This is a genomic window from Piscirickettsia salmonis LF-89 = ATCC VR-1361 (genome assembly GCF_000297215.2).
GTDB lineage: Bacteria > Pseudomonadota > Gammaproteobacteria > Piscirickettsiales > Piscirickettsiaceae > Piscirickettsia > Piscirickettsia salmonis.
This window is the reverse complement of the sequence record NZ_AMFF02000098.1, coordinates 1-24584: the sequence shown is the minus strand read 5'-3', so window position 1 is coordinate 24584 and position 24584 is coordinate 1. Positions and strand designations below refer to the sequence as shown.

Below are 24584 nucleotides of genomic sequence, written 5' to 3'. Positions count from 1 at the left end.
ATAGTGAGCTTGGTACTATATATAGACCATATTATAGAACGGTTATGGAAGGGTAGATTAAGTGTGTAGATAATAGCGCTTGGTCCCAAGCGGCCTTTAGCATAGAATAAACGCATAAAAATGAGGGGATAAAACTTATGTCAGAACAAAAAAGCAAAGCTTTACAGGCCGCTTTATCGCAAATTGAACGTCAATTTGGTAAAGGTTCGGTGATGCGTTTAGGGGATTCTAATTTAAACCAAGGTCTAGAAGTTATCTCGACTGGATCGTTGGGGTTGGATATTGCCTTGGGTGTGGGGGGGTTGCCGAAAGGCCGTATTGTTGAAATTTACGGGCCTGAATCTTCAGGAAAAACCACGTTGACTTTGCAAGCCATTGCAGAGTGCCAGAAAAAAGGTGGCACAGCGGCTTTTATTGATGCCGAGCATGCTTTAGATCCGATTTATGCTGAGCGCTTGGGTGTGAATGTTGAAGATTTAATTGTTTCTCAGCCAGATACTGGTGAACAGGCCTTAGAAATCGCTGATATGTTAGTCCGTTCTAGCGCGGTTGATGTCGTTGTCATTGACTCTGTAGCTGCGCTGACACCAAAAGCTGAAATTGATGGTGATATGGGAGATGTCCATGTGGGTTTGCAAGCCCGCTTAATGAGCCAGGCCTTGCGTAAAATTACCGGTAGTATTAGTCGCTCGAAGACGTTGGTGATCTTTATTAATCAAATTCGTATGAAAATTGGTGTGATGTTTGGTAATCCTGAGACAACGACAGGAGGCAATGCGCTGAAGTTTTATTCTTCTGTGCGCTTGGATATTCGCCGTACTGGAGCGATTAAAAAAGGTGAAGATGTGCTAGGGAACCAAACGCGGGTTAAAGTGGTAAAGAACAAAGTAGCACCACCATTTAAACAAGCAGAATTTGATATTTTATATGGTGAAGGTATTTCTCGCGCCGGCGAGGTAATAGACTTAGGTGTTGATTGTGGATTGATTGATAAAGCAGGGGCTTGGTATAGCTATAATGAAACACGCATCGGTCAAGGTAAGGAAAATGTCCGCCAATTTTTATTAGATCACCCTGAAATGATGGCAGAAATTGAAGCAGGCGTACGTGCTCAAAAACTTGATCTAGGAACTACTTCGGCCGCTAAAGAACAGAATGCAGAACACGCCGCTGGTTGATGCCTCGTCGATTCGTGTCGCCGCGATTCGTTTTTTAGCGCGACGCGAATATTCTTATTGTGAGCTTTATGAACGGTTAAAGCCTCGTATTGATTGTCAATTATTGCCCTTACTTGATGTTGTTTTAAGCGCTTTGCAAGCGCAAAACTTGCTGTGCGATCAGCGTTTTTGTGAAAGTTATGTACGGGTTAAAGTGGCAGCGGGTCAGGGACCGTTAAAAATCAAACAGGCTTTATTTCATAAGGGAGTGACAGAGTCGATTATTATTACTGTACTCGCAGACTATGATGAGCAATGGTATGATAACGCGTTTAGGGTGTGGTATAAGCGCTTTGGCCGTTCAGGAGAATATCTTAATGATCAGGCGCGCCAAATACGATTTTTACAGTCTCGAGGCTTTGAGTTCGAGCATATTCAAGCGGCTTTACAGCAAGGCCGTCAGCAAGTGAGTGAAGAATGAAAACAGCCATAATTCGTCAAGCGTTTTTAGATTATTTCAAAGGTAAAGGGCACAGTGTTGTGCCCAGCAGTTCTTTAGTGCCTAAAGATGATCCGACATTATTATTTACTAATGCCGGCATGGTGCAGTTTAAGGATGTTTTTTTAGGTCAAGAGCAAGGTGATTATACACGAGCGACCTCGTCTCAGCGTTGCGTGCGCGCAGGGGGCAAGCATAATGACTTGGATAATGTTGGCTATACCGCACGCCATCATACGTTTTTTGAGATGTTGGGTAATTTTAGCTTTGGTGATTATTTCAAGCGTGAAGCGATTTTGTTTGCATGGGAGTTTTTAACTGAAGTTATGAAGTTGCCTAAAGAAAAACTATGGGTGACGGTGTATGACAAAGACGAGGAAGCCGCGACGATTTGGACCAATGATATCGGCTTAAGTCAAGAACGAGTGATTCGTATTGCCACTAAAGATAATTTTTGGGAAATGGGTGATACTGGGCCGTGTGGCCCATGCAGTGAAATTTTTTATGATCATGGACCTGAGGTGTTTGGTGGGTTGCCAGGGACTGTCGATGAAGACGGTGATCGCTATATAGAAATCTGGAATATTGTCTTTATGCAATATAACCGGGGGGCCGATGGTGAACTTAACCCGTTGCCTAAGCCATCTGTTGATACGGGGATGGGTCTTGAGCGCTTAGCCGCTATTTTACAAGGAGTGCACAATAACTACGATATTGATCTTTTTCAGGCCTTAATTCGTTATGCCGCAGATTTGGCGCATTGCCGTGATTTGGCAAACCCGTCATTGCGGGTCATTGCTGATCATATTCGTTCGTGTAGTTTTTTAATTGTTGATGGAGTTGTCCCTTCGAGCGAAAGTCGAGGTTATGTGCTTAGGCGTATTATTCGTCGCGCCATTCGTCATGGCCATAAATTAGGTATTCAAGACGCATTTTTTTGCAAGTTAGTTGCCCCGCTGGTACAACAGATGGGAGAGGCTTATCCAGAACTGCTTCAGCAACAGGCGATGATTGAACGTATATTACTGCAAGAAGAAGAGCAGTTTGCAAAAACGCTGGAGCAAGGTATGCGTGTTTTTGAGCAAAGTATTGCAGATTTAACCAGCTCTGAGATTCCTGGTGAGACTATTTTTAAACTTTATGATACGTATGGTTTTCCGGTGGATTTGACGGCAGATATTGCTCGGGAGCGTAATCTCTCTGTTGATGAAGCAGGTTTTGAGGTGCATATGGAGGCACAGCGTGAGCGTGCCCGCGCTGCAAGTCAGTTTTCCCTGGATTATAATGAGTTAGTTCAGTTAGAAACCTGCTCAACATTTAATGGTTATGATAAAACGCAAGATCAGGTAAAAGTGACGGATATTATTCTAGGTAGAGTAAGTGTTGAGCAAATTACCTCAGGCCAAGAGGGGGTGCTCGTGCTCGATGCGTCGCCCTTTTATGCTGAGTCTGGCGGGCAAGTGGGCGATATTGGAATCATTAAGGCAGGAGGAGCTGAGTTTCTAGTCACAGATACGCAAAAGCAGCAAGAGGCGATTTTGCATATTGGTCGAGTGGTTAAAGGTGAGTTTTTTATTGGTGAAGAGGTGCAGGCCTTAGTTGATGATAAGCAACGCCAAGCAACAGCGTTAAATCACTCAGCAACGCATTTATTACATGCAGCGTTAAGAAAAGTGTTGGGTGAGCATGTGATGCAAAAAGGTTCTTTGGTCGATAGTGGACATTTACGTTTTGATTTCTCTCATTTTGAAGCGATTAATGCAGTACAGTTAGCTGAAATAGAAGGTTTGGTCAATCAGCAGATTCGCTGCAATCATCCTATAGAAACAAATATAATGGCAATAGAGGTCGCGCAAGCACAAGGAGCAATGGCTTTATTTGGCGAAAAATATGCGGATGATGTGCGTGTGCTGTCTATGGGTAATTTTTCTATGGAGCTTTGTGGTGGAACACATACTAAGCGCACCGGTGATATTGGTTTGATGAAAATTACCAGTGAGTCAGGTATTGCTGCAGGTGTACGTCGTATTGAGGCGGTGACGGGTGAAGACGCCTTGGTTTATGTGACTGTTCATGAGCAAGCGTTGCAGACGTTGGCAGAAAAATTTAAGGGCAATCGCCATACTGTGGTTGAAAAAGCAGATCAGTTATTGTTAAAACTGCGTCACTTAGAGAAAGAAACTGAGCGCTTAAAAGCGCAGTTAGCCCGTTCTCAAGGTGCTGATTTAGCATCCCTAGCGGTAGAGGTTAAAGGCGTTAAACTTTTGGCTACGAAAGTTGAGGGCGTTGAAGCGAAAGGCTTGCGTGATTTAGTCGATCAGTTGAAAAATAAACTGGGTTCTGCGGTGATTATTTTGGCCGTTGTACAGGATAGCCGGGTTCACTTAATTGCAGGTTCTACACCTGATTGCAAGGGTAAAGTACCGGCAGGACAATTAGTTAACTTTGTGGCAGAGCAAGTTGGCGGTAAAGGCGGTGGTCGGCCGGATATGGCCCAAGCCGGTGGCCGCGAGCCTGAAAAACTGGCCCAAGCGCTAGAAAATGTAACTGCTTGGGTGGCTGAGCGGCTATAAATCTAGCGATAAAATAAAAATAATTTGATTTAATAAAAGGTCCAGGAAGGGCCTTTTTATGTTAAAGATGTGCTAAATTTGTTGAATTTTTATAAAGAACAGGGTAGTATTCGCAGCTCGTGCTTGATGTTGCACAGCATAAGTCCTAACGGATGTTTTAGGGCGAATGTTTAGACTAAAGTCAGTTGTTATTTTTGACGATATTAGTACTAGGGCATAAAGACTCTAGTGCCTAGCTCGTAGTATAACTGACCAGGTTCTGTGGGACATGAGATGCGAAGGGTTTAAGCAAAGGAGAAAATTTTAATGTTAATTTTAACTCGCCGTATTGGTGAAACATTAATGATTGGTGATGATGTCACTGTGACTGTCCTCGGTATTCGTGGTAATCAAGTTCGTATTGGTGTGAATGCACCTAAAGAGGTCTCTGTTCACCGTGAAGAAATCTATTTACGCATTCAAGAAGAAAAAGATGGTGGTCAAAGTCAAGCAGGCCATTCTTCTGGTTCTGAAATGAACGGTAATCGTGTCCCTTTCCCAGGCAGTGATGATATAGATGGAAATAGATAATTATAGATGGAAATAAGTCCTAAGTATTTGACTTCGCTCGGCAAGTCTGTATAATTTGCCGAGTCGCTGGAGAGGTGGGTGAGTGGCTGAAACCAGTTCCCTGCTAAGGAACCGTATGCTAAAGCGTACCGAGGGTTCGAATCCCTCCCTCTCCGCCACGTTAATCGACGCGCCCGTAGCTCAGCTGGATAGAGTACCTGGCTACGAACCAGGCGGTCGGAGGTTCGAATCCTTCCGGGCGCGCCAACTTACCTTGCCTTTCTCCTCACCTTATTGCTTTAAGCCTCGACTGTTTCTCGCTGTGCTAATGTTTCTGTCGTAATATTCATCCACCAGGCATTGAGCCCTAGAATCATATCCGTAAAACCTAATCGAAAAAGGCCATAGTCTTCAGGGCTTAAGTATTTATAGATACTGCTATTCAGACCTTCTAAGTGAGTAATTTTCCATTTATTAATAGGCTCATCGAGAAAGACATGCATGGTGCTAGACAGATTGCCTTTTGATAAGGACAGTATGATCTTTCTAAGCATTAGTAACTCTTCGATAGCTTTCGCCTCGGTAGCATAGAGCGTGCCGACAATATAGGAAACTTCTTTGCAGAAAGCAGTGTCCATGTTGTTAAAAAGTACTGATGTTGCTCTCGAAGCGGTTATATTATGAAAGTTAATTCCTAATGTTTCATAATGAGTGGTTTTTTGTGTGTGATGACTTAACTCGTCCGTAATGATTTCTTGAATTATAGTGGCAACAATTTCCCAGCCATTTGGACTGATTGTCTTTTCCATTTGGATTAAGTTTGTAATATAACGGTTAGCAATGAGCGCCCATTGTTGAATAAAAAATGTAATTTGCTTTTGGTTAAATTGTTGATGTGCTTGAGCGATGGGGTTTTTATTAAAGTTGTGTGCTAAAAATTCACTTTCTTTTAAGGCCATTAAATCGGCAGACATTTGTTTGAATTTTTCTTGTTGCATAGTATGTTCTCCTCTTGCTGCTATTATTTCCTTGAATTTACAGAAATTATAAGTGATTTGATATGCTGTGGATATGTTTAATAAAGGCGTCACTGAATCTAGGCTAGCATTTAAATCTGCTAAAAATTAAAACAAGAGATAGATTACTATTGCTCAATTTTTGTTTTTGATACAGGAGTGGATAATGTTTCGTGCTGTTGTGTTAACGTGAAGAACTTTATGCAAAAGTTTATGCCGTGTGAAGAGGATGATGATTTTTTTGGCTTATCATCAAATCATCATCAATTGTTACAAGCAAGCTTTGCTTTTACTGAGTCAATACAACTGAATCAGCCGGCTTTATTTTTTGATCAAAAAAGAGCTCAAAAAGAAGCCTTGCGAGCAGTGCTGTCATGTGAAGGCACCATATTATAAATAATTAAAGTTTAGCAGTATAAAAGAGTGGAGTAGGCTGGGTGATAATAACGCCAGCCTACCGATTTGTCGCTATTATTTAGAAATAATGTAGTCTTTTGCGTTAGTTGCCTCTGCACCTAAAGCGTTTTGTTGTTGTAATAATTGCTTATTAGGTGATTCAGTGAGTATAGTCACGTTAAAGCCCACTTTATCCCACAGTGATGATAAGCTCCAACCTTGAGCAGAGACTCCTGCAAAGAGGGCATCACCCATGCCTACAGGGCTGATTAACGATTGAGCGACCAAAGCACGTCCTGACTCTTTGGTATTATTATTGGTCATGGGGACTCCCCATGGTGCATGGAACATAATGGCTGTTTTTTCTTTGTTATATTGTGTTGTTCCTAAATACAGTGCGATATGGCTGGTTTTTTCTTCACTATTTCCAAAGCTAATTAAAGACATAAATGGAATAAGTTGGCTTGGACCCTGTTGATTGATGAGCCAGTCTTTTCTTTCTGCTTGAGTTTGTCCATATAGACTATATTTTTTACCAGCATAGTCCGCTTGCCACAGGGAGGAGCGTGGTAGCCAAATGCCGAAGCTAGTAAATAGTCGCCTTAATAGCCCTGAGCAGTCATTGTTTAAGTCTTTGCCACCCCAGCCATAAGGCATTTCAGATAAATTATTAATTTGATTTGCAAAATTTTTATAAGTTGGGCTGATCGGCCATGGGCTAACATTGAGCCTGTTTTGTTTAATATTTATTAATTTGGCGTAGCCGTCTTTACCTCGAGTAGGAATGTATATAACCCATGGTGACATAGGGATTTGCATGATTTTGTTATGAGCGGCGAGTACTGATCCTGCTTGAATGACTAAACTACCAATATTATTTTCTTTAATAAATAAGTTTTGTCTTCTTTCTAATGGAGTAACAAACTTGGCGTTTTGCCAGAACGTTATAAATTTAGGGGTGACCTTAGCTACGCTGGCTATGGGAACCCAGCCCATTGTTCCCTGCCCTTTTATCAAAATCCATTGACCATCCTGTGTCGTTTGCATGAGCATCACCGGTGTGCCGATCCAAAGCGCGGACAGCTGTAAGTAATCAAAAGGGTAGCCTTCGCCGGGTGTGGTGAAATCATGGTAAAATGCATCACTGCTTGGTAAAGATCTGACCTGTGCGTTTTTTACAATAATGCCTAAGCAGCTGTTGGTGTCTGATGAGTTTGGGTTTTGGCAGGGGACATTAGGAAAGCTTGCTAAGTTCATATTATCAGATATTGCAGCGATCCAATCGTTTTTATGTAGCTGGTAGTTTTTATCGTAGCCGACTTTTCCCTGATAGAACTTTATCGTGTTTTCCTCTAATTGAAGAATGTTATTTTTAGAGCTTTCAACGCCAGGAACATAATAAAAATATTGCTGATTTGCCTTATTTGACCATTGATAAAAGTATTGTTTCCTAAAATAGGTTTGCATCTTCTTTGCTTTGGCTGCACTGATAACAGTGTCGTTAATTTTGCTTGGATTAATATAGTTAAATGCATCTTGTGTTAATTCAATCGGGATGGTCATATTATTTGGTGCTGCATGCGTGATTAAATTAGCAGCTGCTAATATGAGCATTGATACTATTTTATTTTTCATTTTAGCGACACTCTTTTTTTGTGTTTATAGGCATGTGAATCCTGCCATATGAATTATATTTTGGTCAAGATATATTATATTTTTAGCTTTTTTAGGAGCTATTTATATAGAGTTTATCTTGATTATTATGTAGAGAGGTAATCTTGGCTGGTTTGATAATTTGATTCTATTTATTTTTGATAATTTTGTGTATGGGATTAATTGTTTTATAGTTAATTGATTGTATTTTGTTATATTTTGGAGCTGTTTAAGTCATTAAACAGCTCTGTGCATTAAGAGGGTTTAATGCTTAATTGTGTTTTAGTTTAGATTATAAGGCTATTGTGATAGATCATAATGCAACTGTGCTTGGATTGGATAGTGGTCTGATAAGTCAGGTTTATTACCTAAGCTACTATCTGTAATCTTGAAAATTGTTGTGCTACCTGTGCTTGGGCAGGGGTGGCTTTTTAAGCAAAAAATGTAATCCAGTGTTTCTTGTGGCCCTTGGTCTGTAGCCATTGAGTTTGTCACTGTATCATAGCTGTAGGGAAGGCTATCTGTACTATAGGGTGTTGCGAGTTGTGCATTTAACGTATTAATTAGATCTAGATAGAGAGGATATTGGCTTTTATCCTGTTGGTGAATATTGCCGCTGTTACTATTAAAATCACCGAGGACGAGTATAGGCTGGTTTGCTGGAATATTTAAGTTGCTGATAAATGTTGCTAAGTGATTAATTTGGTCATGTAATTTAATCATTTGTTTCGGCGCTTTTTCTGTGCCAGTACTGACGCTTTGAGTGTGGGTCGCAAAAATATTAAAGATAACACCGTCTTTTTCAATTGGAACGTACATAGCTCCTTTATTAGAAATGCTTTCCCAACCTGTTGAGCGTGGGTAAATTAATTGTTGTGGGGAGCCTACAAATTTATATTTGCTATAAATAATCACACCACCATTCAGTAGCGCCGGGTGTAAGGGGTGGCACCAGGGTGAGCCGACAACAGGTGTTTTGTAAGTAAAGCCAAGATCTTTCATTCTGTTGCTAATCATTAGGCGCATGATTGGGTCAACGGCTTCTTGGAGTGCAACGATATCTGCAGTTTTTAAATGTTCTGGAATCAGTTTGGCGCGTTGAAAGGGGCGGTTTAAATTTTTAGTCAGCGAACTGATTGGAATATTAGGTAATAGATTGACATTGTAGGTTATGATTTGAAGGTCAATAGCAAACAGAGTGGTCAGGCAAGAAAAAAGGCTAAGAAAAATAAGTAGGTACTTGAACATTAGGCGATACCCTGATTAATTTAGTTGGATTAATTATTTATGTAAATTTAATGTTTATAACTAACTAAAAACTTTATTAATTATTAATGTTTGGTTAATTTTAATCTAAGCGCAGCGTTTATTATTTTTTAACGCTGCCTGAATTCGAGTTTGAGTGTTTGTGTATTACGCGCTGGTAAATTTTGCTTCTGGAGGATTAAGAATCTTTGATTGTTGAGTAAATTTTTCTCCGGTGGCATAAAAGAAGAATGCGAAGGCAAGAATAACAACCGCCCAGTTAAGGTGAGCAACAAGCATTAAGATCCATAAATAAGCGATAAAGGAAAAACTTCTCAGGTTAAAGCGTTTGCCATTTTTGAGTTGAACTCCAGCATAAATGACCATCATGACCGAAATGGCTAAGTTACTGAGAATAAAGTCTTGAGTGTTTAACGTGCTTAGCAATAGCCCGAGCATGACAAAGACAACACCATAAAAAAAACGCCGTTTTTTATCCAGCACGCCTAGAGCCAGCGGTGCACCAATGTAGCCGAGAATATTAAAGGCAGTGGTAAGGACCATCAGGGCGGCCCAACTTGAGCTATTAAATAGGATAATGGCAGAAATAATAAAATTAAGAATAAGAGAGCGTTTGCTAAGGTTATGCTTTGGGCACAGCTTAGCAATCCAGCGTGGCATTTGGCCTTGTTCTGCCATGGCATAGAGCATTCTTGAACAGGCACCTAAGTAGGTCATACCGGTAATTGATGGGCTGACAATAGAGTCAGCAATTAAGGCAATAACAATAAAATTAAGGCCCAGTAGCATGGTTAAATTGACCAATGGGCTGTTAAAATTTAATTGAGACCAGCCTTTTATTGCAATCTCTGTTGGAATTGCTCCCATAAAGGCAAGCTGTAACAGCATATAGATGCCAAGCGTAAAGAGAATAGAAATAATAATTGCAAGAGGTACATTGCGTTGTGGATTTTTAATTTCACTGGCAAAAGCGGCGACGACTTGAAAGCCGTTAAAAGCATAAATTAGGCCAGCGCCAATTAAAGCAGTTTTAACTGTTTTTAGAGTGTATTCATTGGCATTAGCACTTAGGTTAAAGTTTGTTGTATCAAAGTGAGCAGCAAGCAAGATGATGATTGTTAAAAGAGGAATAGAGACTTTAAATACTGTGGATATATTATTGACTTTAGCAAGTAGAGTGATGCCAAAGTAGTTAATGATAAAATAAACCAGAAGGATAACTAGTGCAGCAAATTTGCCTGTGATGGTTAGGGCATCGTTTTGATATAATGTGACAAATTTGATAAAAGGGCTGAGATATTGCGTTGTTGCTTGTGCTTCTGTGGGGATCATCGCGAGAAGTCCAAACCAGATGGCAAAGGCAAAAATCATACCAAAGTCTTTACCATGACTGATTGATGTGCACTTTGCATTAATGCCTCTTTCGGGAAAAAGAATGCAGAGCCGAGAAAAGCACAGCCCAACAATAATTGCAACTGCAGCGGCAATGATCCAGGCAATAAATGCATAGTTTCCTGCCAGCTGGGCGTTAAGCTGTGCTGAAAATAGCCAGCCTGAACCAATCATTGAGGTGACTGCGATGACAATCACTGAAAATAGCCCAATCTTATTATCCTGATTCATATAATCTCCTATAGGTTTTTAAATGTAAGTTAGTTAAAATTCAAAATATGGGCTCAATATGCAGCTAATAATCAACTTATATAACCACAAGTCTTATTATTTTTGCAATAATGAATTTTCATGAGCTTTTGTTTTTTATGATGTATTTCAAATTTAAATTGACGGTTTCTTTGTTCGTGCTAAGAGCTGGTGTATAGTCTGTTGTGTTGTGGTCTAGATGTGTAATTTAATTTTTATGTTAAAAAGCATATATCTAAAAGTGCTAGTAAGAATAGGAGCGTGCTTGTTTGCGGTGCTTTTGTTGCAAGCATGTAGCTTTAATCATGCGGAGAAGTCACAAATTGTGAATAGTATGGTTGCGCCCTTTGTTGCCACAGGACAGTTTATTATGGCAAATGCAGGAAAAAATTTTGCTCAATCAGCTGCTTAGTTGATTAATCGGTGAGTGTATAATCCAGCCCCTGTAAATGTTTAGATGGTAGGGGCTTTTATTAAATAGTTATTGGTGAATAAAGAAGGAGTTTAAGTGTTGTTGATTATAAAGCCTTGAGGGAGGTTAAAGCCTCGTGCTGCAATGAGCCCACGTAATTGGTCTGGGCGATCAGTAATAATGCCGTCGACTCCCCAAGAAATCATCTTTTCCATCATTTTGTTATCAAAGGCTTGGCCTGTTGCGACTGGATCACTCCAGACAACGACTTTTAAGCCAAGCTTATGCGCTTCTTCTAGGGATGGTTTAGTGAGTTCACGATCTTCTGGATCCCATAACTTACCACCTAAAGCATGGATCATTTTTGGAATGGAGTTATTGTAGTTTTTTAAGAGGTGGCCACCTGTCCATAATCCCGCGATTTTTGGGTTATCAGAGGTCATTTGCTTATTGCTGGCGGCCTCTGTAAGGTAAGCGGTTTTAATGTTTGGATTGATTTTTTGTAGAGCAATTAAGCAGGGCCAATCAAAGGCTTGAACTTCTGTTCTATCAGTAATGCCCTCTGCTTTAAGTAATTTAGCCAGTGCTGTTGCAAACTGCTTGGGTGTGGCTGATTGGTGTGGATGTGCTGGGTCTGTTTTAATTTCAACTTGAAAGCCGACCTTCTCGCCAGCAATTGCTTTGACGTATTGAACTACATATTTTAATGTTGGGATTTTGGTGTGCTGGACTGGGTATTGTTGACTGAAGAGCGTGCTATAGGGCGTCCCAGGTTTTATCGTGCCAACGTCATAGTGTTGCAGCTGTTTGAGTGTCAATGTATTGATGAAAAGCGAGTTTTTTTTAGAGACCCATTGCCCTTTATTGTTTTTCGTTGTGTTTGGATTAAGGTTTAAGTCATGGTTGACAACGAGGACGCCATCTTTGGTCATGGTAATATCCATGTCAACATAGTTAACGCCAAGGCGTAGAGCTGTGTTATAGGCGGGGATGGTGTTTTCAGGCGAAAGACCGCGCGCACCGCGGTGACCATAAATGTCTACGGCGTGTGCATTAAAGCTTAGAGTTGTTAGTGTGGTTGCTGTGACTAATAAAGAATGGATTATTTTTTTCATTCATTTTCCTCGGTGTTTTAATTTAGCTCGGGCACATGCTATTGCTGTGACGCAGGTCTAGGGATAAGCAAGCCTCATTGTTTTAATTTTATTGTTTCTTTTTGTCAATACAATAATGTTTGTTTTCGATAATTTAACGAAATATTATTGACTGTGATTAATTATGAATGAAATACATTACAAATACTTATTATAAATCGAATGATTTCTAATAATTTTTATGTATAATCGGCAAACTGTATTAATTTTAGTGAAAATACTCCATAGCATTAGCATTGCCGATTAGTGCTTAATTAAGCTAGGTTTTGAGTAATTATAAGTAGGGTGAGTATGTTCAATATTTTTAAGCCAGCACGCCATCGTGCCCCTTTACCAAAAGAGACAGTAGACAGTGCTTATAAGCGTTATCGGTTTCAGGTTTTTTTAGGTATTTTTATTGGTTATGCTGGTTATTACCTTGTCCGCAAAAATTTTTCTTTGGCTATTCCTTATTTACAGCAGCAAGGTTTTGACAAAGGGGATTTAGGATTAGTCTTGGCTGCGGTTTCTATTGCCTATGGTTTGAGTAAGTTTGTGATGGGAACCATCTCAGATCGAAGCAATCCACGTACTTTTTTAACCGTTGGCTTATTGCTTTCGGCGTTGATTAATCTATTTTTTGGTGCAGCATCAATTTCGATGTCTAGCATTCCTTTGATGTTTTGTTTGATGTTTTTAAATGGTTGGTTTCAAGGCATGGGTTGGCCTGCCTGTGGACGTACGATGGTACACTGGTTCTCAGTTGGTGAGCGTGGCACGAAGATGTCCATCTGGAATGTCGCTCATAATGTTGGGGGTGGTTTGATTGGCCCTTTGGCAATTATGGGGCTGGCTCTTTTTTCTGCTTGGCAAAGCTTGTTTTACTTTCCAGCTTTGATTGCCATTGTAGTTGCCATTTTTGTATTTTTTTCCTTACGAGACACACCGCAATCTGTGGGTTTGCCGCCAATTGAAGTTTATAATAATGACTGTCCTGCAGTAGCTCAACATAATGAGCATAATTATGATCATGAGCGCGAGCTGACAACGCGGGAAATTTTGTTTAAATATGTGCTAAACAATAAGTTGTTATGGTATATCGCGCTGGCAAATGTCTTTGTTTATCTAGTGCGTTATGGGGTGATTGATTGGGCGCCAACCTATTTAACAGAAGCGAAGGGGTTTGACCATAAAGAATCTAATTGGGCGTATTTTCTGTATGAATATGCGGGTATTCCTGGGACGATCGTTTGTGGCTGGCTTAGTGATAAGGTGTTTCGTGGGCAGCGTGCACCTGCAGCAATTTTGTATATGTTAGGGGTTGTCGGGGCGGTTTTAGTGTATTGGCTCTCTCCGGCAGGGCATCCATGGGTTGATAGCCTAGCTTTGATTGCAATTGGTTTTTTGATTTATGGGCCGGTGATGCTGATTGGTGTTCAGGCGTTGGATTTAGTGCCGAAAAAAGCGGCGGGAACAGCAGCAGGATTAACTGGGCTATTTGGTTATTTGGGAGGGGCAGTCCTCGCTAATGCGTTAATGGGGTATATTGTGCAGTATTTAGGTTGGCGTGGTGGTTTTATCATGCTAGTTGCAGCGTGCATTTTAGCGATTTTCTTTTTATCACTAACCTGGTCTAGTCATAGTAAAAAGAAGGCTGCAAGCGTTGCAAATATGACTTAATGTGGTTATTTAAGTGTTTAAGTGTGTTGTTTTTTTAGATTGAAACTCTGGGTTTGGGGCTTAGATTGTAAGAGCTACAATTTCGGCAGGAATGTTTCGTATTGAGATGGCAAATATTAAGCTGGCTGATGCTGGGTAGAGGGGCATTTTGATTTTGAAAAATGCATGCTAAACTTGTGAAGAGTGCCAGTTAGAGCACAGCGGTAACAATGATTATTATAAAGGAGCGCTAAATATGTCAAAAGGGCAATCGTTACAAGACCCTTTCTTGAATACGCTACGCAAAGAAAAAGTTTCTGTTTCTATTTATCTGGTCAACGGTATTAAGTTGCAAGGGCAAATTGAGTCGTTTGATCAGTTTGTGATTTTGTTGCGAAATACAGTCAATCAAATGATTTATAAGCATGCAATTTCTACGATTGTGCCTGCTAAACCTGTTAAATTACCACAAAGTTCTCACGGAGATGGACTCAACGGTAACAGCGAATAATGACGGGTTAAATTCTTGGCTAAATTATATTCTGATCAGAAGGTACTATTGATCTACCTTACTGTTCGTTCACTGGAAAGTACAGGTCCTCTTACTGAGTTTCGTGAGTTGATTGTTTCAGCTGGTCGTGAGATTGTGAATGAAATTTGTTTGTCTAGAAGCGATGTTCATGCGGCTTCTTTTCTAGGTCAAGGTCAAATTGAGCGGGTTAAAGAAGAATTTATTAATAGTAATGAAGGCATTAGCGAAGTCATTATTAACCATGCTTTAACCTCAGTGCAAGTAAGAAATTTAAGTACGCTGTTTTCGTGTCGGGTACTTGATCGTACTGACTTAATTCTTGATATTTTTGCTAAGCGTGCGCGAACTTTTGAAGGGAAATTACAGGTTGAGCTGACGCAGCTGCAGCATCAAGCAACACGGTTAGTGCAAAAGTCTGGCCATTATGATCAGCAGCGCGGTGGAATCGGTGTACGTGGTGGTGCTGGTGAAACTGGTTTAGAAGTTGATCGTCGTGTCTTGCGTCAACGGATTGCCACATTAAAAAAGCGTTTAGTGCATATTCGCGATAGCCGTGCCTTAGGCCGACAGCGCCGTCAGCGTTCACAGCAACCCACAATTGCCTTGGTTGGTTATACAAATGCAGGTAAATCAACATTGTTTAATGCTTTGTCTGATAGCTCCGCCTATGCGGATGACCGTTTATTTGCAACTTTAGATCCAACATTGCGTCGTGCTGTTATTCCAGGATTTGGTGACATTGTGTTGGCAGATACGGTAGGTTTTATTCAGCAATTGCCTCCTCAGCTCATTGATGCATTTCGAGCAACGCTTGAAGAAACTGCACAAGCTGATCTGTTGTTACATGTGATTGATGGGGCGAGTGAGGACTATTTACTACGTATTGAGCAGGTTAATGAAGTATTGGTAGAGATTGGAGCGGAGCATATTCCGCAAATTTTAGTATTCAATAAAGTTGATTTATTAGATAATCTAGCAAGCTCAGCTTTAAAGCTTGATTGCCAGGAGAGTTGGGCTCGGGTAAGTGCGGTTAAACAACTAGGTTTTGATGTGCTTTATGAAAAAATTCTTTATGCTATCGGTGGTGAAGCAGTTGATACGGTTCTGCGAATTCCTATGAATAGAGCAGAGGTACGTACAGAGTTACATCGCTTGCGTACAGTGCTCTCTGAGCGGTATGATGAAGATTGGGCTTGGATTCATGTGAAAGGCTCGTATGCGGTTTTAAATCATGCATTAGACCGTTACGGCCTTTCGTTGATACAGTGTAAGCAGTATTAGAAAAACTCTGGAGGAAGCTATGGCTTGGAATGAGCCTGGACAGAATAATAATAAAGACCCTTGGGGCAATAAAAACAATAAGCGCGATGATGGGCCACCAGATTTAGATGCGGTGTTACGCAAGATCACAGGTTCTTTGCGACGTGCTTTAGGTCTTGGTGGTGGCAATGGTGGCAGTTCGTCTTCCTCTGGAGGAAATAGCTCAAAGGGCGGAATGATACTTGCTGGTGTTGTTGGCGTTATTTTGTTGGGCCTTTGGGGTGCTTCTGGTTTTTTTGTTGTACAACCGGCACAAGAAGGTGCGATTTTGCGCTTTGGTAAGTTTATTGAGACCGTGGGGCCTGGTATGCACTGGATTCCAACCTTTGTAGAGTCTCGTAAAGTTGTCAATGTTGATCAGGTGATGTCGTTTAAAACGTCAGGGCAAATGCTCACCAGTGGTGAGAATATTGTCTTTGTTGATGTGGCCGTTCAATACAAAATTGATACAACACCCGGCAGTAATGGCTTGCGTAATTTTCTTTTTGAAGTTGATGATCCTGTGGAGACGTTACGTGAGGTGACCGATAGTGCTGTTCGTCAGGTGATCGGTGAGTCAGAACTGAATGAAGTGCTTGCAACAGGTCGTGAGAAGATTCGCCAAGAGATTAAAAAACAGATTATTACAACATTAAAGCCATTTCAGACAGGTATTCAGGTGACAGATATTGCCATGCAACCGGCAAAAGCACCTGAAGAGGTTAAAAGTGCGTTTGATGATGTGATTAAAGCACGTGAGGATAAGGTCCGGGTGATTGACTTAGCCAATGCGTATGCCAATAAGATTGTGCCGATTGCACAAGGTAAGGGCGCGCGCTTAGAGGCAGAGGCGAAAGCGTATAAAGCAAAGGTTATTGATGATGCTCAAGGTGACACGGCGCGGTTTAATGCGTATTTGCCAGAGTATAAAGCGAATCCAAAACTATTAAAAGAACGTTTGTATCTTCAATATATGGAAAGTATTTTAGGTAAGAACCAAAAAGTTGTGATGGATACTAAGGGTGGAAATAATCTCTTTTATTTACCTTTAGGCGATATGCTGGGTGGAAAAAAAGTCACGTCATATAATCCGGTGACTTTGCAAAATCAATCAGCCAGTGCTCAGCAATCATCATCGGTGAATGCGAGTAATAATAGCAGTAATGCTGCTAATAATCAGCGTACTGCGTATCTACGTTGGCAAGGAGCACAATAATGCAAAAAAGTATGATGGGCCTTGCTACACTCATTATCATCGGTGGCCTTGCTTACAGTTCTATGTACACAGTTGAGCAGGGCTCACGAGCATTGCTGGTGCGCTTAGGTAAAGTTGAGCAGCAAGATGGTAAAGTCGCCTTGAAAATGCCAGGGTTACACTTTAAGTGGCCAGGTGTTGAAGGCGTTTTAACCTTTAATGCACGTATTCAAAACTTATCGATTGATGCATCGCGCATCGTGACCAAAGAGAAAAAAGACGTGATTGTCGACTCGTTTGTGAAGTGGAAAATCGATAGCTTTGAACGTTATTATACCGCAACCGGTGGTGATGCTCTTCGAGCACAAGTACTAATCAGTCAGCAGGTCAATGATGGGTTACGTGCTGAATTTGGTAATGCGAGCATTCAAGAGTTGTTGGCCGGTGGTAAACGTGATCAGGTCATGAAAGACATTCGTGATACCGTTGAGTCTAAATTGACTAATTATGGTATTTACGTTGTTGATGTGCGCATTAAACAGATTAACCTGCCGACAGAAGTGGCAGATTCGGTGTTTGCGCGCATGCGTGCAGAGCGTGAGCAAGAGGCATCGAAAATTCGAGCTGAAGGACAAGAGCAAGCTGAAATCGTTCGTGCACGGGCTGATGCGCGGCAAATTGAAATTTTGGCACGTTCAGAGCTCAATGCACAAAAATTTAGAGCAGCAGGGGATAAGCAGGCAGCATCTATTTATACTAAAGCTTATTCGGTAGCACCTGAATTTTATAGCTTTTATCGTAGCTTAGAGGCGTATAAAAATTCATTTGAGAGTGCTAATAATAAAGATAGTGTGTTTGTATTGCAGCCAAATAGTGAGTTTTTTAAGTACTTTAACTCCACAGGTAAAGGCTAGAGCAAATATTTATTTTTTATCTTTATTGTTTTTGTTTTATATAAAAATGCTGCATTGCGCAGCATTTTTTTATGTATTTTTTTGTGTATGAGAAATATCTTAAATATCTTAGTAAATGGTAGAAAAATCTGTTATATTGATTCGGTTTTTGTGTAAACGAATGTGATTAATCTTTAAGCTAAGCGAAGAGAGAAGTAATGGGTAAAAATATCATTGTACTGGGGAGTCAATGGGGTGATGAAGGCAAAGGGAAGGTTGTTGATTTATTGACAGATAAAGCGGATATTGTCGTTCGCTTTCAAGGAGGTCATAATGCGGGGCATACCTTAGTCATTAATGGTGAGACAACCAAATTACGGTTGATTCCTTCGGGTATTTTGCATGCGCATGTGCGCTGTATGATTGGCAATGGTGTTGTGCTATCTCCTGCGGCGTTGATAGAAGAGATGCAAGAGCTTCAATCACGGGGCATTCCAGTTGAAGAGCGTTTACGGATTAGCCATGCAAGTCCATTGATTTTACCTATTCATATTCGCTTAGATCAGGCGCGTGAAAAAGCACGGGGTAAGTCAGCTATTGGCACAACAGGCCGTGGTATTGGTCCAGCCTATGAAGATAAAGTCGCTCGTCGGGCATTACGAGTCGGAGACCTTGTGCATTTTGACCGTGTTGAAAAAAAGCTTAAAGATATTCTTGATTATCATAACTTTACTTTGGTTCATTACTTTAATGAAGAGCCGGTGAGCTATGACGAATTATTGGCTGACCTTAAGCTGTGGGCGAAAGTGATTGTACCGATGATGGGCGATATTGCAGCAGAGTTAGAAGTTGCACGCTGTGAAGCTAAAAATATTATTTTTGAAGGTGCTCAAGGTGTATTACTCGATGTCGATCATGGCACTTATCCGTATGTAACGTCATCGAATACAACGGCAGGTAATGCGGCCTGTGGTACTGGCTTTGGGCCTTTGCACTTGAATGAAGTTTGGGGAATGACCAAAGCCTATACAACACGTGTGGGTGGTGGGCCTTTTCCTACAGAGCTAGATTGTGAAATTGGCGAGCGTTTAGCAAATGTTGGCCGTGAGATTGGCACGGTAACGGGTCGTTCGCGCCGTTGTGGTTGGTTTGATGCTGTTGCTGTACGTCGTTCTGTACAGGTGAATAGTTTTTCAAGCCTTTGTATTACTAAATTAGATGTCTTAGATGGTATTAAGACCCTCAAAGTCTGTACGCATTATGAGATGGACGGAGAAAAGCACGTGCTGCCTCCTGCTGATGCGGCTGATTATGAGCGTTGTGTTCCCGTTTATGAAGAGTTGCCTGGCTGGACAGAGTTAACTCGTGGTGTGACAGAGTGGAGTAAGCTTCCTGTTAATGCCCAACGCTATGTTCAGCGTCTGGCTGAGCTTGTTGGTGCACCGTTGCATATGGTATCAACGGGGCCGGAACGCTCTGAGACGATAATATTGCAGCATCCATTTGAAAGTTTATAATGATGAGTTTGAAAGAGGCGCCAGCAGGCGCCTTTCTTCTTTAATGTTGATGTATTTTGTACCTTGTGTTTTGGAGGCATTACTTTAAGTGTTTCAGCTTAAACATTATCAAACGACTGCACGAACTGAAGTAATTGCTGGTATAACAACTTTTCTAACAATGGCTTATATCGTTATCGTTAATCCAAGCATTTTGGCAACCACGCAGATGGATAAAGGAGCCGTATTTGTTGCAACGTGCTTGGCCGCAGGAATGGCAACCTTGGCGATGGGGCTATGGGCAAACTTCCCTGTGGCGGTTGCACCTGGTATGGGTATGAATGCTTATTTTGCTTTTGTCTTAGTTGGTGCTCAGGGGTATAGCTGGGAGAGTATGCTTGCTGCGGTATTCGTTTCAGGGGTTTTGTTTTATATCTTAACGGTATTGCGTTTGCGTCACTGGCTAGTTGGGGCGATTCCAGAGCCTTTGGTTTTTGCAATTACGGGTGGCATTGGTTTATTTATCGGTGTATTGGGCTTGAAAATCTCAGGTGTGGTTGTTAGTAGTCCAACGACTTTGGTGACCTTAGGGTCTTTGCATAAGCCAGAAGTTCTATTAAGCGTATTTGGTTTTTTGATGATTGTTATCTTGGATTATTATCGTGTTAAAGGTGGCATATTAATTAGCATTATTAGCGTGAGTATTCTGGGTGCAGTTTTTGGTATTAGTTCATTTCATGGTGTGTTAAGTATGCCACCTTCACTGGCGCCGACGTGGTTGCGTTTAGATATCCACGCCTTATTGCATGTCAGTATGATATCGGCCATTGTAACGTTTTTTATTCTCGTTTTATTTGATAATACCGGGACGATGTTAGGGTTGTTAGAGCAAGCGAATTTACATCATGAGATTAAAGGCCAACGCTTAACTCGCGCCTTTTATATAGAAAGTGCAGGAACTGCGCTGGGTGCCTTATTAGGGACAACGAGTTTATCTGCTTATGTTGAGAGTGCTGCGGGCATTGGTGCTGGAGGAAGAACGGGTTTAACCAGTGTTGTGGTGGCTGGATTATTTTTTATTATCTTATTTTTTGCACCATTGGCGACCGCGATTCCAAGTTATGCGACAGCGCCTGTATTAGTGTATGTCGCAATTTTAATTTTTCGCTGTATAGTGAAGATAGATTGGCAACAGATACGTATTGCAGTGCCGTGTTTTATCACGGTGATTATGATTCCACTGAGTTTTTCTATTGCAGATGGCATTGGCTTGGGAATATTAAGTTATTTGATTATTTACACATTGACTGGGAAAATAAAAGAGATTCCTTGTGGGCTATGGCTCATAGGGGTGTTATTTATTGGGCTGTTTTTTTTAGCCCATTAGAGTATAAAAATTTATGGTAAAAAAGAAGACAACAAGTAAAAAAGCACAGCAAGATCCTCACGCTCGGCGTGAGGCAAATAAATATGAAAACCCGATTGCAAGTCGTGAACATATTTTAGCTTTAATTAAAGGAGCAGCGGTTGCATTATCACGTGGTGAGATTGCTGAGCAGCTCGCGCTAAGAGATGAAGAAAGCTTAGAGGCGTTGCGACGGCGGTTACGTGCGATGGAGCGTGATGGTCAGTTAGTTCGCAAAAAAGAAGGCTATTATCCGGCCGATAAATTTGAGCTGGTTGAAGGTCGTGTGCATGCGCATAAGGATGGCTTTGGCTTTGTTTGCTTGGATGATGCGGATGATGTTTTTTTAAGTATTGGGCAGATGAAAGCGCTTTGGCATGGTGATATTGTACAAGCACGTATCTCTGGTGTAAGTGCCAAAGGGCGTCGTGAAGGTACGGTGGTTGATATTATTGAGCGCGGTGTTGAGCAAGTGACCGGACGATTTTTCACCTCAGCACGTGGCCACTATGTTGAGCCAGATGATAAAAAAACCAAACAACGTATTTTTATTACGGCTGAAAATGCCGGTGGTGCTGAAGATGGCCAGATGGTGAGCATATTAATTCTTTCTCACCCAAGTTACCGCCGTCAGGCTGATGGTCGCGTTGTTGAGATTCTTGGTGATTATATGGCGCCAGGTATGGAAACGGATGTGGCACTGCGTGTTCATAATATTCCTCATGAGTGGCCTGAGGCCGTGCAAGAACAAGTGCAAGATTTTGGTGAAGAGGTTCTAGAAAAAGATAAAAAAGGGCGAGTTGATTTAAGAGAATTGCCCTTAGTGACGATTGATGGCGAAGATGCACGTGATTTTGATGATGCGGTGTATTGTGAGGAGAAAGTTAGTGGTGGCTGGCGCTTATATGTTGCTATTGCTGATGTGAGTCACTATGTACGCAAGGGCAGTGCCTTGGATAAAGAAGCATTAAAGCGTGGTAATTCAGTGTATTTTTCTGGTCGTGTGGTACCGATGTTGCCTGAAATTTTATCAAATGGCCTTTGTTCATTGAATCCGCATGTTGATCGGCTGTGTATGGTTAGTGAAATAACGATCAGTGCTGCAGGGCGTTTATCTGGGTATAAGTTTTATCCAGCGCTTATGCGCTCTCATGCGCGTTTGACTTATACAGACGTGAGCCAGATTTTAGAGCATGACGACACAAGATTAAAAGAAAAATATCGAGCGCTTGTACCGCATTTACACAGTTTATATACCATGTATCAGGTATTATTAAAGCGCCGTGAAGAGCGAGGGGCCTTAGATTTTGAAACGACTGAGCTGAAAGTATTATTTCGGTCTGATCGCAAAATCGAAAAAATTGTACCCTCAGCACGCAATGAGGCGCATCGCTTAATTGAAGAGTGTATGTTGTGTGCAAATGTTGCAACGGCGCGCTTTTTACGTAAGCATGAACTTGCTGCTTTGTATCGTGTGCATGAAGGGCCTAAGGCCGATAAAGTGGTTGATGTGCGACAGTTTTTCTCTGAGCTTGGTTTAAATTTGCCGGGGGGGAGTAAACCCAGTCCGCAAGATTACGCGATGGCGTTAAAGTCAATTCAAGGGCGTGATGATTTTCATGTTGTGCAGACAGTGTTGCTACGCTCATTAATGCAAGCGGTGTATTCGCCCGAGGAGAAAGGCCATTTTGGTTTAGCTTATCCTGCGTATACACACTTTACTTCACCCATTCGGCGTTATCCAGATTTACTCGTTCATCGCATTATTCGTCATCAGCTCGGTTTAACTGGTGGAGTGAGTTATAGCGAAGAGAAAATGCTGGAGTATGGTGAGCATTGCTCAATGACCGAGCGCCGTGCTGATGAAGCGACACGTGATGCCTTAGATGCCTTAAAGTGTGAATATATGCTGGATAAAATAGGTGAGCAGTTTGTTGGGACTATTTCAGCAGTCACTCATTTTGGTATTTTTGTCCAGATTAAAGATGTTTACATTGAAGGTTTGGTTCATGTTAGTCAACTACAGGGTGATTATTATCACTTTGATGGCACTCGCCATTGCTTGATGGGAGAGAGAACAAAGCGTTGTTATACCTTGGGTGATGAAGTTGAGATTGTTGTTGCAAATGTTAATCTTGATACGAAAATGATTGATTTTTCTTTGCTCGAGTTTTTACAAGATAACTTACAAAAAAAAGGCAACTCGCAGGGCACAAAAAAAACAGCTAAGAAAAAGATAGGGAAAAAAGTAGCTCAATCTAAAAAATCCACAGTGGCTGACGATAAACAGCCAGTAGCAGCTAAAAAAGCCACTAAAAAAAATTCAAATCGAAAAGCAAAGGTTAAAAATAACGCTAAATCTAGCAGATTTAAAGTGAAGAAAAAAAATAAATGAAACATTCAAAAGAACTTATTTTTGGAATTCATGCGGTGAATGCTCTTCTAAAACGTAGCCCTGAGCAGATAAAGGTTGTGCACTTATTAAAAGGGCGCAGTGATGCAAAAATGGATCAGCTGGTGCAGTTAGCGCGTGAAGGTGGGGTGGCGATAGAGCGAGTTACTCGCAGTGCTTTAGATCGCATGGTTCCCGAGCAGACACATCAAGGTGTTGTGGCTCATTATATGGGCGGACACAGTTATCATGAAGATGATTTGCATGCGATTATTGAAAAGGCAGGCGAAAACACCTGGTTATTAATTCTCGATGGTGTGGAAGACCCGCATAATTTAGGTGCTTGCCTGCGTACTGCAGAAGCTGCGGGCGTTACTGCGGTGATTACGCAAAAAAATCGTTCAGCTCCTTTAAGTGCAACGGCACGCAAGGTCGCCTGTGGCGCCGCAGAAACACTGCCTTTGGTGTTGGTGACTAATTTATCCAGAACCATAGAAAATCTGCAGCAGTTGGGCTTTTGGGTGACTGGCATGGCCGGTGAAGCAGAAAAAAGCGTTTATGATGTTGAATTTTCGGGACGTCAAGTGATTATCCTGGGTGCAGAAGGTGCGGGTATGCGTCGCTTAACACGAGAGCATTGCGATTTTTTAGCGCATATCCCAATGGCTGGGGCGGTATCGAGTTTAAATGTATCTGTGGCAACAGGAATATGCTTGTTTGAGGCTGTGCGTCAGCGTCAGCTGCAGGAAAAGCGCTAGGAAGAATATTGAACGATAACTCAATTGCCGGTTTTGTTTTATTGGTTTGATGACAGCGCTACCTCAGGAGTGTTTTAATTTGTGTTCTTGCAACATGGGAATGTCTAGGGTGTGATGTGAGTGGTAATCATTAAGTGATCATCTATAGTTAGGGTAATTAAAGAGGGAGCTTGATTATGCAATTACATGTAGTTAAGCGCTGTTTATTGGTTATTATATTGTTGTTATTTAGCTCATTTTGTTTGGCAGCTGAATTGGCTTATGTACATATTCGCCCACAGTTTTTAACTAATCTGCAAGGGACAACAAAGCATTTATATGTTGAAGTGACATTATTAATTCCTAAAGATGCTTCAGTTGAAGAGGTCATTAATAATAATATGCCGTTAATTCGTAGTGCTTTGGTTGACCTATTTAGCCAGCAGACCTTGAAAAAACTTTCTAAGAAAAGGGGTGTGAATGGGTTGCAGTCCGAAGCATTAAAAACAATTACTCGTGTTTTAACTGAAAATGCACAAAATGTAGATATTAAGCGTGTATTGTTTACTAAATTTAATTATAACTAACATTATATTTTTAAATTAGTAGATTTTTAATGGATTTTCTTTCTGGTTATTAGTTGGAAATAATAATTATTTAACAAACGCTGCGAGCCATGGA

Annotated in this window: 19 protein-coding genes, 2 tRNA genes and 2 pseudogenes; 18 read left to right on the top strand and 5 right to left on the bottom strand. The window is 41.2% G+C overall.

Translation table 11 applies throughout. The annotated features are described in order from the left end of the window. The first annotated feature begins 137 nt into the window (after positions 1-137). The 6 genes and pseudogenes from recA to C200_RS09865 all read left to right on the top strand — a co-directional run bounded on the left by recA (position 138) and on the right by C200_RS09865 (position 5045). Positions 138-1178, top strand: coding sequence for a recombinase RecA (gene recA / locus C200_RS09890; RefSeq protein ID WP_016209844.1), 1041 nt, complete (start codon positions 138-140; stop codon positions 1176-1178). Further along, the gene (locus C200_RS09885; protein WP_016209835.1) at positions 1156-1638 is read left to right on the top strand and encodes a regulatory protein RecX; all 483 of its coding nucleotides are present in this window, start codon (positions 1156-1158) and stop codon (positions 1636-1638) included. Before recA ends, C200_RS09885 begins: the two co-directional genes overlap by 23 nt. Next, on the top strand, positions 1635-4229 hold the full coding sequence (gene alaS / locus C200_RS09880) for an alanine--tRNA ligase (protein WP_016209848.1): 2595 nt from the start codon (positions 1635-1637) through the stop codon (positions 4227-4229). Before C200_RS09885 ends, alaS begins: the two co-directional genes overlap by 4 nt. A 306-nt stretch (positions 4230-4535) precedes the next feature. Continuing rightward, positions 4536-4712 (top strand): annotated as a pseudogene (gene csrA / locus C200_RS16555) (carbon storage regulator CsrA); the annotation flags it as partial. A 155-nt stretch (positions 4713-4867) separates the two neighbouring features. Next, positions 4868-4957: transfer RNA gene (locus C200_RS09870), tRNA-Ser, on the top strand. Between the two features lie 11 nt (positions 4958-4968). Next, positions 4969-5045 (top strand) — tRNA-Arg (locus C200_RS09865). Positions 5046-5077: 32 nt separating this feature from the next. Here the strand turns inward: C200_RS09865 and C200_RS09860 are convergent. Next, positions 5078-5776: a DUF3865 domain-containing protein gene (locus C200_RS09860; RefSeq protein WP_016209831.1), complete on the bottom strand. Its 699-nt coding sequence runs from the start codon at positions 5774-5776 to the stop codon at positions 5078-5080. 219 nt (positions 5777-5995) lie between these two features. On the opposite strand from C200_RS09860, the gene C200_RS09855 reads away from it, so the two are divergent. Then, positions 5996-6190 (top strand): hypothetical protein, encoded by a 195-nt coding sequence (locus C200_RS09855; protein ID WP_016209841.1) that lies wholly within the window; start codon positions 5996-5998, stop codon positions 6188-6190. Between the two features lie 75 nt (positions 6191-6265). On the opposite strand, the gene C200_RS09850 is transcribed toward C200_RS09855, so the two are convergent. The 3 genes from C200_RS09850 to C200_RS09840 form a co-directional block, all read right to left on the bottom strand. Next, a complete protein-coding gene (locus C200_RS09850; RefSeq protein WP_016209827.1) occupies positions 6266-7825 on the bottom strand; it encodes an SH3 domain-containing protein in 1560 nt (519 codons plus the stop codon). Between the two features lie 318 nt (positions 7826-8143). Beyond that, complete coding sequence (locus C200_RS09845; protein ID WP_016209843.1) at positions 8144-9091, bottom strand: sphingomyelin phosphodiesterase; 948 nt, start codon at positions 9089-9091, stop codon at positions 8144-8146. Positions 9092-9256: 165 nt separating this feature from the next. Further along, positions 9257-10732, bottom strand: a complete 1476-nt coding sequence (locus C200_RS09840) for an APC family permease (RefSeq protein WP_016209845.1) — start codon at positions 10730-10732, stop codon at positions 9257-9259. Positions 10733-11015: 283 nt separating this feature from the next. Here C200_RS09840 and C200_RS15980 point away from each other — a divergent pair, with 283 nt between their 5' ends. Beyond that, on the top strand, positions 11016-11162 hold the full coding sequence (locus tag C200_RS15980) for a hypothetical protein (RefSeq protein ID WP_164997259.1): 147 nt from the start codon (positions 11016-11018) through the stop codon (positions 11160-11162). Between the two features lie 92 nt (positions 11163-11254). Here the strand turns inward: C200_RS15980 and C200_RS09835 are convergent, their stop codons facing one another. Continuing rightward, positions 11255-12277 (bottom strand): glycerophosphodiester phosphodiesterase family protein, encoded by a 1023-nt coding sequence (locus C200_RS09835; protein ID WP_016209826.1) that lies wholly within the window; start codon positions 12275-12277, stop codon positions 11255-11257. A gap of 330 nt (positions 12278-12607) precedes the next feature. Here C200_RS09835 and glpT point away from each other — a divergent pair, with 330 nt between their 5' ends. The 10 genes and pseudogenes from glpT to C200_RS09785 all read left to right on the top strand — a co-directional run bounded on the left by glpT (position 12608) and on the right by C200_RS09785 (position 24490). Next, entirely contained in the window at positions 12608-13975 is a 1368-nt protein-coding gene (gene glpT, locus C200_RS09830) for a glycerol-3-phosphate transporter (RefSeq protein WP_016209830.1), read from the top strand. Between the two features lie 235 nt (positions 13976-14210). Next, positions 14211-14432 (top strand): annotated as a pseudogene (gene hfq / locus C200_RS09825) (RNA chaperone Hfq); the annotation flags it as partial. Between the two features lie 48 nt (positions 14433-14480). Beyond that, entirely contained in the window at positions 14481-15767 is a 1287-nt protein-coding gene (hflX, locus tag C200_RS09820) for a GTPase HflX (RefSeq protein ID WP_032126639.1), read from the top strand. A 19-nt stretch (positions 15768-15786) separates the two neighbouring features. After that, positions 15787-17001 carry an FtsH protease activity modulator HflK gene (hflK, locus tag C200_RS09815; RefSeq protein WP_016209836.1) on the top strand — a complete coding sequence of 405 codons (1215 nt, stop codon included), beginning with the start codon at positions 15787-15789 and terminating at the stop codon, positions 16999-17001. Continuing rightward, positions 17001-17894 (top strand): protease modulator HflC, encoded by an 894-nt coding sequence (gene hflC, locus C200_RS09810; protein WP_016209838.1) that lies wholly within the window; start codon positions 17001-17003, stop codon positions 17892-17894. Before hflK ends, hflC begins: the two co-directional genes overlap by 1 nt. Before the next feature lie 197 nt (positions 17895-18091). Then, positions 18092-19390, top strand: coding sequence for an adenylosuccinate synthase (locus C200_RS09805; protein WP_016209839.1), 1299 nt, complete (start codon positions 18092-18094; stop codon positions 19388-19390). Positions 19391-19478: 88 nt separating this feature from the next. Next, positions 19479-20756, top strand: a complete 1278-nt coding sequence (locus C200_RS09800) for an NCS2 family permease (protein WP_016209828.1) — start codon at positions 19479-19481, stop codon at positions 20754-20756. A 13-nt stretch (positions 20757-20769) separates the two neighbouring features. Next, complete coding sequence (rnr, locus tag C200_RS09795) at positions 20770-23169, top strand: ribonuclease R (RefSeq protein ID WP_016209829.1); 2400 nt, start codon at positions 20770-20772, stop codon at positions 23167-23169. Then, positions 23166-23924 carry a 23S rRNA (guanosine(2251)-2'-O)-methyltransferase RlmB gene (gene rlmB / locus C200_RS09790; RefSeq protein WP_016209834.1) on the top strand — a complete coding sequence of 253 codons (759 nt, stop codon included), beginning with the start codon at positions 23166-23168 and terminating at the stop codon, positions 23922-23924. The genes rnr and rlmB overlap by 4 nt, the downstream gene beginning before the upstream one ends. A 176-nt stretch (positions 23925-24100) precedes the next feature. Further along, positions 24101-24490, top strand: a complete 390-nt coding sequence (locus C200_RS09785; RefSeq protein ID WP_016209842.1) for a flagellar basal body-associated FliL family protein — start codon at positions 24101-24103, stop codon at positions 24488-24490. Positions 24491-24584: the final 94 nt, after the last annotated feature.